The 17635-nt window shown below is 68.3% G+C and carries 12 protein-coding genes and 2 pseudogenes; 8 read left to right on the top strand and 6 right to left on the bottom strand.

The window, feature by feature from the left end:
* Positions 1–24: 24 nt before the first annotated feature.
* Complete coding sequence (locus OG588_RS22350; RefSeq protein WP_405948849.1) at positions 25–537, bottom strand: hypothetical protein; 513 nt, start codon at positions 535–537, stop codon at positions 25–27.
* A gap of 55 nt (positions 538–592) precedes the next feature.
* Positions 593–1159 carry an orotate phosphoribosyltransferase gene (pyrE, locus tag OG588_RS22345; protein WP_405948848.1) on the bottom strand — a complete coding sequence of 189 codons (567 nt, stop codon included), beginning with the start codon at positions 1157–1159 and terminating at the stop codon, positions 593–595.
* 877 nt (positions 1160–2036) lie between these two features.
* Here pyrE and OG588_RS22340 point away from each other — a divergent pair.
* Positions 2037–3223, top strand: a pseudogene (locus OG588_RS22340) (IS4 family transposase).
* Positions 3224–3509: 286 nt separating this feature from the next.
* Here the strand turns inward: OG588_RS22340 and OG588_RS22335 are convergent.
* A complete protein-coding gene (locus OG588_RS22335) occupies positions 3510–3875 on the bottom strand; it encodes a hypothetical protein (RefSeq protein WP_405948847.1) in 366 nt (121 codons plus the stop codon).
* 387 nt (positions 3876–4262) lie between these two features.
* On the opposite strand from OG588_RS22335, the gene OG588_RS22330 reads away from it, so the two are divergent.
* The 6 genes and pseudogenes from OG588_RS22330 to OG588_RS22305 form a co-directional block, all read left to right on the top strand.
* A complete protein-coding gene (locus OG588_RS22330) occupies positions 4263–5729 on the top strand; it encodes a hypothetical protein (protein WP_405948846.1) in 1467 nt (488 codons plus the stop codon).
* A gap of 172 nt (positions 5730–5901) precedes the next feature.
* Complete coding sequence (locus tag OG588_RS22325) at positions 5902–6279, top strand: hypothetical protein (RefSeq protein WP_405948845.1); 378 nt, start codon at positions 5902–5904, stop codon at positions 6277–6279.
* A 1120-nt stretch (positions 6280–7399) separates the two neighbouring features.
* Positions 7400–8554 carry a polyprenyl synthetase family protein gene (locus OG588_RS22320; RefSeq protein WP_405948844.1) on the top strand — a complete coding sequence of 385 codons (1155 nt, stop codon included), beginning with the start codon at positions 7400–7402 and terminating at the stop codon, positions 8552–8554.
* Positions 8551–9951 (top strand): cytochrome P450, encoded by a 1401-nt coding sequence (locus OG588_RS22315; RefSeq protein ID WP_405948843.1) that lies wholly within the window; start codon positions 8551–8553, stop codon positions 9949–9951. Before OG588_RS22320 ends, OG588_RS22315 begins: the two co-directional genes overlap by 4 nt.
* A 2-nt stretch (positions 9952–9953) precedes the next feature.
* Positions 9954–11750, top strand: a complete 1797-nt coding sequence (locus OG588_RS22310; RefSeq protein WP_405948842.1) for a hypothetical protein — start codon at positions 9954–9956, stop codon at positions 11748–11750.
* A 138-nt stretch (positions 11751–11888) separates the two neighbouring features.
* Positions 11889–12229: pseudogene (locus OG588_RS22305) on the top strand (ISAzo13-like element transposase-related protein); the annotation flags it as partial.
* 691 nt (positions 12230–12920) lie between these two features.
* On the opposite strand, the gene OG588_RS22300 reads toward OG588_RS22305, so the two are convergent.
* Positions 12921–14588, bottom strand: a complete 1668-nt coding sequence (locus OG588_RS22300) for a purine-cytosine permease family protein (RefSeq protein WP_405948841.1) — start codon at positions 14586–14588, stop codon at positions 12921–12923.
* A 269-nt stretch (positions 14589–14857) separates the two neighbouring features.
* Here OG588_RS22300 and OG588_RS22295 point away from each other — a divergent pair, with 269 nt between their 5' ends.
* Positions 14858–15307: a MarR family winged helix-turn-helix transcriptional regulator gene (locus OG588_RS22295; protein WP_405948840.1), complete on the top strand. Its 450-nt coding sequence runs from the start codon at positions 14858–14860 to the stop codon at positions 15305–15307.
* Here OG588_RS22295 and OG588_RS22290 read toward each other — a convergent pair.
* Together OG588_RS22290 and OG588_RS22285 are read right to left on the bottom strand one after the other, a co-directional pair.
* On the bottom strand, positions 15298–16380 hold the full coding sequence (locus tag OG588_RS22290; protein WP_405948839.1) for a substrate-binding domain-containing protein: 1083 nt from the start codon (positions 16378–16380) through the stop codon (positions 15298–15300). The two genes, OG588_RS22295 and OG588_RS22290, sit on opposite strands and share 10 nt — an antisense overlap.
* A gap of 36 nt (positions 16381–16416) precedes the next feature.
* A complete protein-coding gene (locus tag OG588_RS22285; RefSeq protein ID WP_405948838.1) occupies positions 16417–17634 on the bottom strand; it encodes an MFS transporter in 1218 nt (405 codons plus the stop codon).
* Between the last annotated feature and the right edge of the window lies 1 nt (position 17635).

The following is a 17635-nucleotide window of genomic DNA, read 5'->3' as shown; positions in this document are numbered from 1 at the left end:
GAGCACAGAACCGATGGCTATCCTTCACGCGGTTTCGCGACCGCAATGCGCGGGGTGGATCCACGCCGCCAGGGATTCGGCCAGCTCTTCGCCGAGCGCCGCTGCTGCGTAAGAGCCTCCTAGCTTCTCCAGGGCGCGCAGTAAGTCACCGAAGGGCTCACGGCGAAGAGCGGCCGCGGACTGCGCTGCTCCTGCCAGGTCGCCTCTGCCTACTTTGCGATGCCAGGAATTTAGGACATCGCACGAAGTGACATATGCGTCGAAGCGCCCTTGGATCAGATCCTCTCGGTTGAGGCCGAAGATCCTAATGCTCTCCTTGCCTTTGCGGGTTCTGGCCTCATACTCGCCGACGGCGACGAGTAGTTCGAGGTGGTCAGCCGGATCGTCCACGCTTGGATCGATCAGGAGACATTCGCCAGTTTCATCGTCACATGGATATTCCTCGCGCTTGAAGTTGCTGTTGCACCGCGACCGTGAGGTCCCTTCCCTCACTATCAGCAGTCCCGGATAGTCCTTCTCCTGGAATGGGAGTCGCACACCGTTCACCTCTCATGACTTTTCGGATGGCTGCCGCGAACACGGTGGCCGACCGTCACATATTGAGTTCACTGCGGCGATACACCGCGTCGAAAGAGAATCCCGCGTCCTTGACGTTCTGCGCCCCGCCCTGTTCACGGTCGAGCACGGCGAGTACGCCGATGACGGTGGCGCCGAATTCGGCGATCCTGCGGGCCGAGCGAATGGACTCCGCGCCGGTGCTCACCACATCCTCGACCACCAGGACCCGGTCCGTCTTCTCAAGGCGCCCCTCGATGATCCGGCCCGTGGCGTAGTCCTTCGACTGCTTGCGCACGATCACGAACGGCAGTCCCGTACGGAGTGACAGAGCGGTGGCCAGCGCGACGCCGCCGAGCTCGGGGCCGGCCAGCATGTTGACATTCTCCGGAACGCGTTCCGCCAGAAAGTCCGCGATGTGCGCCAGAAGCTCAGGGCGGGTTTCGAAGAGGTACTTGTCGAAATAGAAGTTGCTTGGCTCGCCCGAACTGAGTACGAAGTCTCCGCGCAAGAGAGCGACGTCGACGATTTTCTTTCCCAGTGCCGCCTTGTCCTCGTCGCCGACTCGGCCTGCGGAAATTCCCGATGACTTCAGCTCAACCACCTCTTCTATGTCGTGACAAACTTTCCAGACTTTAGCACATGGTGAGGTGTGGGTGATGAGTGGAGTTTCCGTGAGGTGAAAAGTGTTTGGAGGTTGATCGGCGTATGGTTAGCGTTCGGCTATGAGCCTCCACATCGATGCCGAACCCGGCGCGGTGGCGCCCAGGGTGTTGCTTCCGGGAGATCCGCTGCGCGCTCAGTTCATCGCAGATCGGTTTCTCGACAGGGCCGCGCCGTCACCAACGTCCTGACCCGCAACAGGTGTACTGGGTGAGGGCCGCGGTGACGGTGACAGTGCGCCGGTTGACCGGGGCGACCTCGGCGGCCCGGCGCACCCTGCTCAGGCTCAAGTGGCTGTCCGACTGCGGAATCCCGCGACCGTCAACGGTCGTGTCCTGCTGGCAAGCGCCGCGTTCTTGGTCTGTCGAGACGACGAGGGATTCCGCTGGCAGCCACAGCGGTAGGACGCCTCACGTGGTCCCGACGCAAGCCGTCCTTGGCGCCACTTCAGGATGTCCGCAAGCCTCGATGTCTCGACCGACTGGCCGCGGGAGGTCACGCACCGATAGCCGCCACTCTGGTCGGAGGGTGCTGAAGTCGGACGTCCGAGAGTAAGGGTTTGCAGAAGAACAACACGCTGATTTCGATCCTGGGGCCGACCGTGTGGTAGGCCTCGGCGACCAGGGAGGATGCGGCGTCAGTCGTCGCTGCAGAGCGTGGCGTCCGTGAGGGCGGTCAGGCAGATCCTGCAGCTCAGCGAGCCGGATACCACATGACGGCGCACGCGAATCGGACATCAGCGTGTTGTTCTTCTGCAAGCCCTAAGGGCAATGCCGTTGCTTTAGTTGGCGGCGTAGCCTGCTGGCAGGACGTCGGGGGTGGTGCCGGTGGCGGAGAGTGTCCCGGAGTTATCCGGTCTTGGATTGTTGACCTGGGTGTATCCGCCGGGTCTGGTGGATAGGGTGGTCGCTGCGTGCGGCCGGACCGAGCAGCGCAGACGGCTGCTTCCCGCTCGGGTGGTGGTGTACTTCGTCCTCGGTCTGGCCCTGTTCTCTCCCGCTCCGTATCTGGAGGTGCCGCGGCATCTGACCGACGGGCTGCGTGCGGGCGGGCTGTGGGGCAACTGGCGGATCCCGGCAAAGTCCTCCCTGTTCAGGGCCCGTGGCCGACTGGGATCCGAGCCCCTGCGGGTGCTGTTCGCGGCCACCGTCCGTCCATTGGCGGATGAGGAGACACCGGGTGCGTTCTGGCGGGGACTGCGGCTGACGGCGGTGGACGGCACCTGCTGGGATGCCGCCGACACTGCCGCGAACGACCAGGAGTTCGGCCGTCCCGGCAACACCCGCGGCCCGGACAGGTCAGCGTTCCCGCAGGTGCGGATGGCCGCTCTGGTCGAGTGCGGCACCCATGCCGTGCTGGATGCGGAACTGGCCGGCTGCCGGGTCGGTGAACTCACCCTCGCCGCCTGCCTGGTCCGCTCCACCGGGCCGGACATGCTGGTCCTGGCCGACCGGGAGTTCCTGGGGGTGCCGTTGTGGAGAGCGTTCACCGCCACCGGCGCCCACCTGCTGTGGCGGTGTCGGCCAACCGGGTCCTGCCCGTGCAGGAACTCCTTCCCGACGGCTCCTGGCTCAGTCGCCTGCACGCAGGCACCGACGGCAAGAAGCGCGATCCGGTGCGCGTGAGGGTGCTTGCCTATCAGCTGTCCGGCGGCGGAGCGAGCACCCAGAACACGCACTACCGCCTGGTCACCGACCTCCTCGATCCGGAACGCCTCCCCGCGGCCGAACTCGCGGCCCTGTATGCCCGGCGGTGGGAGATCGAGTCGGTCTTCGACGAGATCAAGACCCATCAGCGCGGCCCCCGCACCGTCCTGGCCGGCAAGACCCCCGACGGCGTGCGCCAGCAGATCTGGGCCCACCTGCTGGTCCACCACGCCCTGAGGTCCCTGATGTCCAGAACCGCTGCCGTCCACGGCATCGACCCGGACCGGCTTTCGTTCACCGACACCCTGCGTGCCGCCCGCCGCAGCGTCACCGTCGCGCCCGGCATCTTTTCCCCCTGAGCACCTGATCACGACGCTGGTCCGGATCCGCGACGACCTGCTGACCACGCTGCTGCCACCGCGCCGGCTCCGCAGCCAGCCCCGTGTCGTCAAGCGCAAGATGTCCAACTACCTGCTCAAACGGGCCGAGCACCGTGCCTGGCCCCAGCCCACCAGAACACCCGACGACGCCGTCACCCTCCGCCCACCGAGACAAACAGCCCAGTAAAGCAACGGCATTGCCCTTAGACCCGGTCCAAGCCAGTCAGGACCCTCGACGGCGTGGTTGTTTTTCTTCACACCAAACTCAACTGCCGCTGGGGACCCGCCGGTTACGGCGCGTTGCACCCATCACGCGGCTACGGGTGTGCTGCAGCCAGCGGCGGTCGGCGAGTTTCGTCAGTTTCGCGCGCAAGGGCTCCAACTCGCCGCGCGCCGTCACTTCCAGGCCCGGCTCCTCGCCGACGCCCCTGGCCTGCACCGGGCCGTCGGCGGACCGCACGATCACCGGGATCTTGCGGTAGTTGCCGGCCAAGGCGGCCTCGTCGGGAATCTCGCTGCGGTTGCGGGATCGGCAGCATTGCTCGCCCCGCCACCCGTGCGGGAGCCGGGCGCCGGTGGTGGGGTTCGGCTTCCGGGCCAGGACGGCCAACGCCCTTGCGGCGATTATCAATTGACGGTCCAAATGTTGGCGGGACACGGGAGGGGGGTCACCGGAAAACCCCTGCGCAACTCCCCCCGGAGGACTCCTGAGGCCGCCCCGAAAATCGGCGGCTTTCGTAAGACTTGAGCCCGACTTGAGCTCTGCGTCTATGCGAGTTGAGCTGGATGGTAAAGCAATCTTCAAGATCATTGACCTTTCAAGTTTCGCCGCGCTAGCTTCCACTCACGCCGCAAACGACCAGACCAGCGCGGTGCAAGCGGGGGGCGAAATCAAAGGCGATCTGCCATGTCCCCGCCGAATTCCACAGCCGCACTTCATGCGGCTTCACTGGACCCGCCGAGCGACCCGGGAAATCGGGGAACGCCGGTAAAATCGGGGAAACGGGGTTTTCCTTTCATGACCAAGACTTCTGGCAGACGTCTGACTCTGGCCACTGCTTTGAGCGTCGTTGCCACATCGGCAGTGATCGGCCTGGGGCTTTCGGCACCGGCCCACGCCGTCTGTACGCAGAGCACCAGCGACTCACCGGGCTGCGGCAGCACCAGCAGCCCTTCGCCCACACCCACCGACGTCAAGCCGACGGACGGGGCAGCGCTGCCCTCCAGCGGGCCGACGATCACCGCGGCGCCCAGCCCGGGCACCCTGACTCCGGTGTCCGGCGCCGCCACGGTCAAGGGGGTCTTCACCCTGGGCAACGGCTCACCGCTGGCCGGCGCCACCGTGACCCTGACGCCGGTCGACGAGGTGCCGGAGGACGGCAGCACGATCACACCGACGACCGTGGGCACGGCGAAGACGGCGTCGGACGGCAGCTGGTCGTTCACGCTGCCCTCGACCCTGTCGAGCAAGCTGCAGACCTATGCGGACGACAACGGAGGTGTGCTCTCCCTGGAGGCGTCCTTCTACGGCCAGGCCCCGGACGGCACACTGCTGACCGGTACCGACTACGTGGACGCGGGCGTGGCCACCGGCTCCGCCACGACGGAAGGGTCGGTCGCGGCCCGCACCGAGACGCCGCAGACCGTGGCGATCCACCCCGACGTGGACGAGAAGCAGGTGACACCCGCGGACTCGACTCTGGTCGACAGCGAGGACAGTGCTTCCGACACATCCGCGAACACCTGGCAGTCGGCGGACGGCGCGTCGACCGCCGACTTCAACCCGGACAAGGTGGACGGCGTCGACTACAGCGCCGTGAAACCCGATCTGGGCGGTGGCTGCATACCCACCAAACACATCATCAAGCAGCACGACTACTACACCACCATCGGTGAGGGGCACGCCTTCTACGACACCACCGCCTCCTTCGAGTACAACAACACACTGTCCAGCACGTGGGGCATCGCGACCAGCGTCGACGGGGCGCACTGGTCGGTCACCGGAAAGATCTCCCGCAAGAACACCACCGGCCATGCGGTCGGCTTCTCGAACCAAGGGCCGCGCTGGGCCAAGCGCTTCCAGATTCCCATCGAATACCAGGACGTCGACCACCAGGTCGCCTGTCCCTACAAGACCACGCATACGTACTCCATCGTTCCGGTGAAGTACGACATTCCGTCCGGGGGCGCTGTCGCGAGGTACGGAGACGATGTCAGTTACAAGGACGGACCGACCCCCTACCGGAATTCCAACCCGGCCTACCGCGCGGTTCTCGCAAAGAAGACGTACGCGACCATCACCTCCGGAAACTCGATCACCTACGGTGTCGCGGTCAAGGCGTTCGGGGTGTCGCTCAGCCTCGACACGGAGTACGGCGCGTCGCACTACCAGAAGATCTCTGCCGGATCGGGTGGCCAGGAGCACGACATCTGGGGCGCCAAGGGCAAGATTTCGGGGAACCCCGGTGTCATCTACTCGTACTAGCGGCCGCGTTCGCGCCCGCTCTTTCGCCGTAGCGTCCCTGCTGGCCTTTGCGACAGGCTGCGCGGGCTCGACGGGCGGCGGGGTTGCCACGGGGACGGCGCTGCAGGGGGAGGGGCCGACTACGACCGGGGCCATCGGCTTCTCGGACGTGAAGGTCGGTGGCATCTACCGCATGGCCTTCCCCCTGACGAGGAACATCTCCAAGCAGGCCGTCTCCGTCACCGGGGTCAGGCTCCTGAGCATCCCGGCGGGCGGCAAGGTGCTCGGTTACTCCGTCTACTCGGTGAAGGACACGCCCGGCTACCGGCTGGGCTACCAGGAGACCTCACATCCCACCGCCGGCGACGTGGACCTCGACAAGTACCCGAACTATGCGGGGCACCCGTACACCATCAAGCCGGGGGTGCTCAGCGACAAGTACGCGGTGGTACGGCTCAAGGTCACCGGAAAGGTGACCAAGCCCATTACGGGCTGCGAGGCGGACTACACCCGGGCCGGACGGACCTACCACCAGACCCTCACCTGCAGGTTCCAGCTCGACATGGCCTGACCGGGCTCGACGGCCACGGCCACCACCTGACCGTACGGCCCACCTGTGACGCCCTGCCCCGACTGCCGGGGCAGGGCGTCACCTGTTCCCGAGGGCGCCCAACCGGAACAGCTGCGAAGGCGACATCCCCGCTGCCCTGACGTCATTCAGCGGACTCCAGCCGCAGGACTCTCGCCTTCGCCGCGCACGCGTCCATCGAGCATCGGCACAGCGCGTACGACGCGGCGAGGGCCCAGCAGTCCACCTGACACAAGATCACTCATTGCCTGCCTGTGGCCTGATCTCGCGTCAGTCCCGAGCGGACTCCCGCCAGGCCAGCTGTATCGGCGCTCGGCTGTGCCGAGAAACCGCACTGTACGGCTGGCTTCGACGCCAACGTGCCCTTGTTGTAGCCGACGTCAGTTCGGGTGCGAGGGCTGAATGGGCCACTCGATGTCCAGCAGCTCCGCGGGACTACGCATCCACGAGCACCCCAGCCCCGCGACCTGCGCCTTCAGTCCAGGCCCGCTGCCGGCGTCCCGGGGCATCCCGATCGCCACGACTAGCTGTGCGCGAATTGAAGGTGTCCGAAATGTCGAACATACGTACTTATTTCGTGAAGCGAGGGAGAATCAATCTTCACATATATGAAGAGAAGGATATGGAAAGGCGTGCGAGGTGTGAAGTTGCATCCACTTTTTCATCGCGGACCAGTCGCAACTAGTCACATATGGGGACGTCGCGATCTGCCGCGTTCACAGAATTGCTCAACGGAAGTCCTCTTGTCGCATAGATCAAGGCGCCATTATGGTCTCATCCAGTCACAAGACCACTACGACCGGCTATCAGTGGCCATGACCCGGTCACCCGACATCTCGGGCAACCCCGCCGGGCAGACCCCAATGTGAGCCCCCACGCTCTCTCATCGAACCCTCGACTCCGGCCGCATTCCCCCACCCCACCCCACGCGCCCGCGGCCCCTTCGGCCTGCCTGCACGTCATTCCGTATGCGCTTCCGCACCTGCCCGTGCCGTCCTCAGGCACGGCATCGCATGAGTTGCCCCCGTGCCGCCCACTGGCGCCCCATTCCCATGCCCATCCCCACCGAAGCCACTCTCACGTAAGCCACTTGGAGGAGCGGATGAGAACCGACCCCCGACTGTTCGCCGCCCCGCCTGTACCGCTGTCGCTTCCCCCGGCGACGGCGCCCGAGCTCACGGTGCGCGACGTGCCCCAGCCGCAAGGCATCGACCTCACCGCCATACGCCACGACGTGGACCGGACTCTCGCCGTCTTCCTGGACGCCAAGGCCCGCGCCGCCGCCGACCGTGAACTCCCTGCCGAAGTCACCTGTCTCCTTCGCGAGTTCGTGCTCTCCGGCGGAAAACGGCTGCGCCCCCTGCTGTGCGTGGTCGGCTGGTACGCGGCCGGCGGTCAGGGCGTACCCCCGGCTGGGGTGGTGCAGGTCGCCGCGTCGCTGGAGATGTTCCACGCGTTCGCGTTGATCCACGACGACGTGATGGACGGCACCCTCCTGCGCCGCGGCGCGCCGACCGTGCACCGGGCGCTGGCCGCGCACCACGCCGGGCGCCGCAATGCCGACCGGCTCGGCGAGCATGCCGCCATCCTGCTCGGCGACCTGGCGCACTCCTGGTCGGACGAGCTGCTCTGCACGGCAGAGTTCCCGCACTCCCGCCTCGCCGCAGTGCGCGAGGTCGTGGACGCCATGCGGTGGGAGGTGATGTTCGGGCAGTACCTGGACCTCGTCGCCACCGGCGACCCCGCGAACGACGAGGTGCAGGCGCTGCGTATCGCCCGCTACAAGACCGCGATGTACACCGTCGAACGCCCGCTGCACCTCGGAGCCGCCCTCGCCGGGGCCGGTCCTGGACTCCAAGCGGCCCTCTCCGCCTACGCGTTGCCGCTCGGCGAGGCCTTCCAGCTCCGCGACGACCTGCTGGGCACCTTCGGCGACCCGCGGACCACCGGCAAACCGTGCCTGGACGATCTGCGGGACGGTAAGGGAACCTTGCTGGTCGCCCTCGCCATGAGCCGCGCCGACGAAGCCCAACGGCACACGCTGAGCACCCTCTTCGGCAGTCCCGGACTCGACGAGGAACAGGCCGTCCGGCTGCGCGCGGTGCTCGACGACACCGGCGCCCGCGCCACGATCGAACGACTCATCAGCACCCGCTACGAGCAGGCCCGTCGCGCCCTCGACCGAGCCGCGCTGCCGCCCGTCGCGACCGACACCCTGCGCGAGATCGCCTTATCCAGCACCGAGAGGACATCATGACCACCGAGGCCATTCGCCCGCCCGCCCCGCTGCCCGCGACGGTTCCGGAAGCCCCCGGCGCCCTGCCCCTGGTCGGCCACATCCCCCAGATGGCGCGCTCCCCGCTGGAGTTCTTCAAGAAGCTGGCCGAACTCGGCCCCGTGGTCCGGATCCGGATCGGCAGCAGGCCGGCGTACGTCGTGTCCAGTCCGGAGCTGGTGCGCCGGCTGCACGTCTCCGAGCTGGACTCCTTCGACAAGGGCGGTCCGCTCTTCGAGAAGGTCCGCCACTACGTCGGCAACGGTCTCGCCAGTTGCCCGGCCCACGACCACGCCCGACAGCGGCCCGCGCTCCAACCGGCCTTCCAGCGCAGCCGGATCGAGCGTTACGCCGAGGTGATGACGGTGGCCGCGGCGGAGGTCGCCGACTCGTGGAAGGCGGGCGAGGAGGTCGACCTCTACCAGCAGATGCACCGGCTCACCACGCTCGTCATCAGCCGCACGCTGATCTCGGCGGAGGTGGCGGGTCCCGCCGCCGAGAGCATCGCGGAGTCGGTGCCCGACATCATGAGCGGCGTGTACTGGCGGATGGTCATCCCGGGTCGCTTCTTTCCCAAGCTGCCGATCCCGGTCAACCGCCGCTACGAGGAGGTCGACGCGCGGGTTCGCAAGGTCGTGAACGACGTCGTCGACACCTACCGCGCCGACGGCATCGACCACGGTGACCTGATGTCGATGGTTGTCGCGGCCTGCGAGAACGAACCCGACCCGCACAAGGCGGTCTACGACCAGGTCGTCACCTTCCTCACCGCGGGTCTGGAGTCGGTGGCGTCCTCCCTCGTCTACACGCTGCGGCTGCTGGACCAGCACCCGGAGATCACCGCCCGGGTTCTCGCCGAGATCGAGGAGGTGCTCGGCGACGGCGAGGGCGGTGCGGACGGCGAACTGCGGCTGCCCGGTTACCAGGACGTGGGCAAGCTGCGCTTCACCCAGAACGTCCTCACCGAGGCGCTGCGGCTGTTCCCGCCGGCCTGGATCGTCAGCCGGGTCGCGACCACCGATGTCGCCTGGGAGGAGGGGCACATACCCGAGGGCGCGGGCGTGTTCTTCAGCCCGTACATCGCCCACCGGGACCCGGAGGTCTTCCCGGACCCGGAGGCCTTCGACCCCGACCGGTGGGGTCCCGACCGGGTCACCACCGCGCAGCGGCAGTCCTACTTCAGCCTGGGCGCGGGCCGTCGCAAGTGCATCGGTGACGTCTACGGCACGGTCGAGTCGACCATCGCCCTCACCACCGTGCTCAGCCGCTGGAAGCTGCACCACCGCCCCGGATCGGAGAACGACAAGCCGTCGGTCACCGCGCTGCTCATCCCGCCGCGCACCCTCGTTCGGGTCGAGAAGGCCGAACGGAGCAGCTGACCATGACAGTTGATGCCACAGCCCCCACGGCCGTCGGCAAGCCCGACATCTGGGATGCCGAGCGCTGCGGGCTGCTCACCGGCGCCGCGCTCGGCCTGGCGGCTGCCGTCGGTACGGTCACCGACGGCCCCACCGCCCCCGACGGCGCGACGACGTACCTGGTCGGCACGCCGTCGTACGTCCCCTACGGAACCCTCAAGATGCCCTGTCCCAGCGACGGTTACCGGATGGCCGAGCAGGTCATGCGGACGGTGTACGACCCCGAGGTGATCCGCAGCGTCGAAGCGAGCCCGCTGGCCGGGATCGCCCGCCGGATCACCGCCGTACAGGCGGACCGGCTCTGGCGTACGGACGCCACGCCCGCCGCGAACGGGCTCGCCCGGCTGGCCCGGGTGGTGCCCCGAAAGGGCGGCGAGACACGGGAGTTGTGGGCCGAGTACCAGCGCCGGGTACCGGGAGCGACCGACCCCATCGTGGCCATGCGCGATCTGTGGGGCAGCGTCTACACCTGGCAGTTCATCCGTGGCGACGACGCCCGCCTGCACGACCTGTGCGCGTCGATGCTGTCGCTGACGTCCGCGGTGGACTTCTGCGACGCCCTCGACGACTCAGGCGCGGGTGGCCACGTCCTCTACATGGCCGCCGCCAGCGAGGGACTGGAGTACCTGTCGGGTGAGGCGGCGGCGCTCGCGGTACGGGAGATGGTGGCTGTCGGTGGTCTGATGGTGGTGAAGGACGCCATGGCCGCCGAACTGGCCTCGGTGGAAGGCGACATGGGTTCCGTCACTCCCGACGAGTACATGGGCGCCCGTTCGTGGGACGGTGCGATCGCCCCGTACTACCGGGTGATGCTCGCCTCCGCGCACTACCGCCATGTGGCCGACGATCAGGGCGAGTTGACCTCGGCGGCGAAGTGCGATGCGATCCAGCGCGCGATCGACAACATCATGCGGTACAACGATGTGACCGACGCCGTGGCGGACTACTCGGCCCATGAGTGCTTCAACCAGCTCCTGTTGGCCCTGTCCGTACGCGGCTCCGAGACAGCCACCGGGTACGGTGCCGCGCTCGCGGAGGTCACCGACGCGGTACTGGAATGCGGTTGCGGCGAAACCGGCCACCACGAGGCGGCCGAACTGTCGATGGGCGCCTGCCTGTGGTATCTGCTGACGCCGCGCTACCAGGTCCGGCGCCAGTTGGCCGCGCTCACCGGCCCCGGGGGCGACGAGGCCATGCGGTCGGCGTACGCCCTGGGCACGACCGGTACGACGTGCAGACTGCTGCCGGGCGCGGACCTGTATGCCCCGGACTGGACTCCGCTCTGGCACGCGGCACCCCAGCGTGAGGCGGCGGACCGAGCGGCCCGTATCGCCCGCCGGGCGCTCGTCGCCCCGACCGACCCGGAGCCGTGCACGACGGCGGCCCTGGCGGTCCTGACGGCATGCGACGCGGCAGCCGGCCGCGAAACGCTGCTGTCCCTGGCAGCGGACTGGCAGGCGGTGTTCGACGCGGCACTCGACGGCAGCCGGGCGCGGGACACGCCGTACGCGGCCCGGCTCCGCGAACTGGTCGGCGACTTCTGGTGCCAGGCGGTCCTGGGCAACGGCGACACCATCGACATGGACGCCAAGCTGGTCATGGACGTCGACGAGGCCGTCCGCGCCAGCTTCACCCTCCCGGCCGAGGCCGGACTCCGCGTACGCCGGGCGTTCTTCGGCGTGACGAGCGGTTCGGCGGAGCTGACGGCCGCGAACCCGTTCGGGCGGCTGACGGATGGATTGGGGGTCGTCTGCCGCTGAGGGCTCGCAGAGAATCAACGTGCTGCTTCCCGCATCCGGGCTCGTTCACCTGGTACGGGCATCCCTGACGCGACGCAACTGGCTGTCAAGTTAGGGGTGTTGTTCCCGCATCCGGAGGAGCGGCAGCGTCGGCTGCTGATGGGGGCCGAGGCCCGGGTCCCGGGGCACGGTGGTGTCCGGATGGTCGCGCAGGCGGCTCAGGTCAGCGAGACCACAGTTCGCGAGGGCGTGGACGAGTGGGAGGCGGGCGAGGGACCGCTGGGGCGGGTTCGCCGTCCCGGCGGCGGGCGCAAGAAGGCCGCCGAGGTGGACCCGGGCTGCGGCCGGCCCTGCTCGCACTGGTCGCGCCGGACACACGTGGGGATCCGATATCGCCGCTGCGCTGGACGACCAAGTCGACGAGGAGGCTCGCCGCAGAGCTCACCCGTCAGGGGCACAAGATGAGTGCGGACACGGTCGGGGACCTGCTGCGGGAGGAAGATCAACGTGGTGTGCGGCGACGACTCGCTGCCGCCGATCCGGTTCTACGATCCGGAGCGAGACGCCCAGCGCAGGGATCTGATGGCCGGACTTGATGCGGCGAAGGGACGACGCGAACCGCTGGAGACGGACTACTGCATCGCGGGGACGCCGTCCGCAGAGCGGTTCCGTGAGCTCTCGGCCGCTCGGAGCGTTTTGATCGAGAGCCTGGAAAGGAGGCGGCCTGTCTCGCCACGGAGGCGGACCTCACCGTCTTCTTCGCGGATGGAGAAGAGCTGGCCGAAGCGCTGGGGTGACAGGACACCGATCATGGAGAGGCTCGTCCCGGAGTGGGTGGTCCGATCGGTCCTCGGGTACTTCCTTTGCACACATGGATGGTGCCGGTCGGCACCATCCATGTGTCGTCGCTGTACGCCGGGCGCCGCCCGAGCTGCTGGTAGAACTTCGCCATGTCACCCGCCCCGGCTTGGCCCGGCCAGGACTTGCCGGTAAGCGGCGGGTGATTCAACCTCGCTGACATCGCAGCGGTGCTGTCATCTCAGGGACAGGGATCCCGGACACCTGAGGACCATGGTGGTCGTCCGCCGATTTCCGGGCGTGTTGCGGTCCCGACCGCTCGCCTCTGCCAAGCCCCGGCAGGGGAGACGGTCCACCGGCCCTGAACGACGGTGGGCGGCGGGGGCGGCCGGTTCAGGCGGCGGACGGCTGTGCGGGCAGTACGTGGTCGCCGATCTTGTCGGTGCTCAGGCACAGGGAGCAGACGTGCGCGTCGTGGGTCCGGCAGGCGGCCAGGTCCGGGCGCTCGTAGGGCTGGTGGCAGACGTGGCAGTCGTACGTCGTCGCGCTGGGGTTGCCGTCCGTGTCGAGCAGCGGCTCGTCGATGCCGTCGTCGGTGCGGCGCAGGTAGTACTTGCCCTTGGTGACGATTGCCATCAGCGGGGTGAGGGCGAAGGCGATGACGGCCGCGGCGACGGGGGAGTACGGCTGGAGGGTGTCGCCGAGCGCGTGGAAGTACATCGCGATCGAGAGGCCGGAGGCGGCGACGAACGCGACGACGCCGACCGGGTTGACGGCGTAGAGCATGCCGCGGCGGAACTCGGGCTGGAGCGGGGAGAGCTTCAGCAGGTACTTGTTGACGCCGATGTCGGTGGCGACGGTGACGATCCAGGCGATGGCGCAGTTCGAGTAGAAGCCGAGGATGTTGTTGAGGAAGCTGAACATGTCGGCTTCCATCAGGGCGAGCGCGAAGCCGAGGTTGACCAGGACGAAGACCATGCGGCCGGGGTAGTGCCTGGTGACGCGGGTGAAGGAGTTGGTCCAGGCGAGGGAGCCGGAGTACGCGTTCGTGACGTTGATCTTGATCTGGCTGATCACGACGAGGGCGACGGCCAGCGGGAGGACCAGCCAGGACGGCATCATCGCGTCGAAGGCGCCCTTGAACTGCTGGATCGGCTCGGGCGCGACGTCCGGGCCGACCTTGGCGAGGATGTAGACGGCGAGGAAGACGCCGATGGCCTGCTTGAGCGCGCCGAGCACGACCCAGCCGGGTCCGGCCATGACGACCGCGGTCCACCAAGTGCGCTTGTTCGCCTCGGTCTTGGGCGGCATGAAGCGCAGGTAGTCGATCTGCTCGCCGATCTGCGCGATGAGGGACAGGCACACGCCCGCGCCGAGGAGCACGGAGGCGGTGTTGACGCCGCCGTCGCCGTCGGTGCCCGCGTAGTCGAGGAAGCGGTCGACCGTGCCGGGGTCGTTGGAGATGAGGTAGACCAGCGGGGCGATCATCAGCACCAGCCAGACCGGGGTGGTCCACACCTGGAGCTTGCTGAGCGCCTTCATGCCGTAGATCACCAGCGGGATCACCATCAGCGTGGAGACCAGGTAGCCGATCCAGAGCGGGAGTCCGAGGCCCAGTTTGAGGCCCTGGGCCATGATCGAGCCTTCGAGGGCGAAGAAGATGAAGGTGAAGCTGGCGAAGATGACGCTGGTCAGCACCGAGCCGTAGTAGCCGAAGCCGGAGCCGCGGGTGATCAGGTCCAGGTCGATGTTGTAGCGGGCGCCGTAGTAGGCGAGGGGGAAGCCGGTGATGAAGATGACGACGGCGGCCACGGCGATCGCCACGAGCGCGTTGCCGGTGCCGTGGGCCAGGCCGATGCCGGCGCCGATGGAGAAGTCGGCCATGTAGGCGATGCCGCCGAGGGCGGTGGTGGCGACGACCATGGGGGTCCAGCGGCGGTAACTGCGGGGCGCGAAGCGGAGGGTGTAGTCCTCCAGCGTCTCCTTGGTCGCCTGGCTGGTCGCCTCACTCGTCGGTGAGTCCGGCTCTGCGGCTGTCTGTGGGGACTCGGTGGTGCTCATCGGCGGCCCTTCCGGGGATGCGGGTGCGGGTGCGGGTGCGGCTTTTCAGAGGTCGCACGCTAGAAATCGCATGTTTCCCGGAAGTCTTTCGGCCTGTGAACGGCTCGTTAAATGCTTCCTGAGGGAAGGAAATTTCCCGACAGGGTGGGTGCGGGACCCGGTTGACCGTGTGCTGGGGCGGTTCGAGGCGCCCGTAGTTAGACCTTTCCCTGGAAAGTACTGTGCGGGGGAGGTAGTGTCGCCGCTGTGAGTTGCGTGTGGAGGAGAGGATGACCGTGTCTCCGGAGTTGCCCCGCGATCTCCCACAACTGCTCAGCAGCGTGGAGCGATCGATGACCCGCCGACTGGCCGCCGAACTGGAGGCCGAGGGCTGTTCCGTCGAGGAGTGGCGGGTGCTCTCGCTGCTCTCGGACGGACGTGGACACACCATGTCCGATGTCGCCGAGTACGCCTTGATGCCCGCGCCGAGCCTCACCAAGCTGGTCGACCGGCTGGTCTCGGGCGCCCTGGCCTACCGCCGCAAGGACCCCGGCGACGGACGGCGGGTCCTGGTCTATCTCTCCTCCCGCGGCCGCAGCCGGCACCGGGCTCTCGCCGTGCCGGTGCAGCGGGCCGAGGAGCAGATGTGGGCGGGGCTGGTCGGCGCGCGGGACCTGGCGGACGGACTGGCACGGCTCAAGCTCCAGCTGACGCGGGCACCGGAGCCGGTTCAGAGCTGAGCGATGATGTCGAAGTCCAGGTTGTCGGCCCGGGCGAGGTAGAGCCGTTGTTCGAGATGGTTGCCGCGTAACCGCAGTGCGCCACGGGGACCCTCGTAGACGATCGTGTCCTCCGGCCCCGGTGGAGTCGGCGCGGTCACCGACCGATGGTGGGCCGCGAGCGCTTCGAGCAGCAGGATGCCCTCGAAGCAGGACTCGCCCAGGCTCCCGGCGAGCGGCGCGGCGGGCCCGAACCTCCGCAGGTACCGGTCGGTGAAGGACAGGCTCTCCGAGGTCATCAGGGAGTCGAAGTACCCGGCCGTCGCCCAGAGTCCCTCGGTCGCCTCCGCACCGGTCGCGAGCAGCAGGTTCTCGTCCATGTGGCTGCTCAGCCGGACGCAGCGCTGATGCAGGCCCGCCGCCGTGAACGCGCGGTTGAAGCGCACCGCGTCGTCCCCGAGCAGCAGCATCAGCACCGCGTTCGCCCCGCTGGCCTCGATCCTGCGCAGAGCGGGGCCGAACTCCTCGGTGTTCAGCGGGACGAACAGTTCGTCCACGACCCGGCCCCGGCAGTCCTGGGCGAACCGCCGGGCCGTGCGCGCGGTGACCCGTGGCCAGACGTAGTCGCTGCCCACGGTGCACCAGCGGCGGGCGCCCGTGGCCTCGGCCAGCAGCCGCATCGCCGGGGCCAGTTGCTGGATGTCCGTCTCCCCGGTGAGGAACAGCCCGGGTGTCTCCTCGCCGCCCTCGTACTGCGCGGTGTAGATGTACGGCACCCGGTGCGCGATCCGGGGTGCCAGGGCCTGGCGTACGGCGGAGGTGTGCCAGCCGACGACCGCGTCGACCGCGCCCAGCTCGACCAGCCCCGCCACCTCGTCCGCGACCCGGCACGGCTCGGCCCCGCCGTCCACGACGACCAGGCGTAACTCCCGGTCCAACACCCCGCCCGCGGCGTTGAGTTCCTCCACGGCGAGCTGTGCCGAGAGCTCGCAGGAGGGGCCGAAGATGCCGGCCGGGCCGCACAGGGGGATCACGAGTGCGACGAGCAGTGCGTCCCGTCGGTCCGAACGCGGTCGTGCTGTCGGCGAGTGCACAGGCGCCTCCGGGGGTCTTCATGAGTGACGTCGCGTTCAGCCCCGGCGCCCTTGCAGAGGATCTCCCGCGTCGACGGAGCCTAGACCGGCACACGGAACTTGACAATCATCGGAGGTTTGTCCGGCCCGCTGAGCCCGGGGCAACAGGTAGTACAGAGCCGGTGCGCTGAGGACCAGCAGGACGGCGCACAGCAGCCAGGGAAGCGTCCGGTTCTGGCCGTAGACGTACACGCCCGCGGCCGGGCCGACGGCGTACCCGACGGTCTGGCACATGCTGAGGAACGACAGGTAGACGGGTTCCTGGGAGGGCGGCGCCGCCTCGGTGGCGAAGGCCGCGGCGACCGGGGACATCAGCACCTCACCCAGGGTCCAGGCCAGCACCCCGACGACCAGGACGGGCAGCGAGATCCCGGCGAGGTTGACCGCGTACCCGGCGCAGACGCAGACCGTGCCGAGGATCAGCGGGGTGCGGCGCGGCCAGCGGGCGGTGTACCGGGAGAGCGGCACCTCGACCAGGATCACCAGCACCGCGTTGAGGGTCAGCAGCCAGCCGTAGACATCGGTGGTATACCCGGCCTGGCGGACGGCGAGGGCCAGGACGCCGGTCTGCTGGGCGTAGACCAGGGAGGCCACGCTCAGTACGACGGCCGCCGCGGCGAAGTCGCGGCCCACCCGCGCCCGGGCGATCGCCGTCCTCGGTCCCTGGACCGGGCTCGGCGCCTTGCGCGGCAGGGGCAGGACCAGCAGGGTCGCCACCGTCGCGGCGAGACCGTTGCCGATCAGGACGGCGGCGGGGGACCAGGACAGCAGCAGCGCGCCGAACACGGGACCGACCGCCGCGCCCACGTTGAGACACAGCCGGTAGATCGCGAACATCGCGACCCTGCGCTCGGCGGTCGCCGAGGTGCCCACCACCGTCTGCGCGAGCGGCGAGTAGGCCTGCACCCCGGCGGAGACCACGGCGGCCAGCGCGACGGTCGGGCCGAAGCCCTGGAGTCCCGAGCAGGCGAACGCGCAGACCGCGGTCGTCGAACCGGCCAGCAGCAGCGCCGTACGCACCCCGAGCCGCGCGGCGACTGGCCCGGCGGCCGCGGCACCGAGCACCCCCGCGGTCGCTACGACGATCAGCGCGAGGGTGATCTGCCGTGTTCCGTAACCGCGTTCGGCCAGGACGAGGGTGAGGAACAGGACGAAGAAACCGCCCAGCCGGCTCACGAAGATGCCGAGACAGACCAGCGCGATCGGCCGGGTCATC

The organism is Streptomyces prunicolor, from assembly GCF_045162825.1.
GTDB classification, from domain to species: Bacteria; Actinomycetota; Actinomycetes; order Streptomycetales; family Streptomycetaceae; genus Streptomyces; species Streptomyces prunicolor.
Note: the sequence above shows the minus strand (reverse complement) of the source record. Positions and strands in the feature narration are given on the sequence as shown.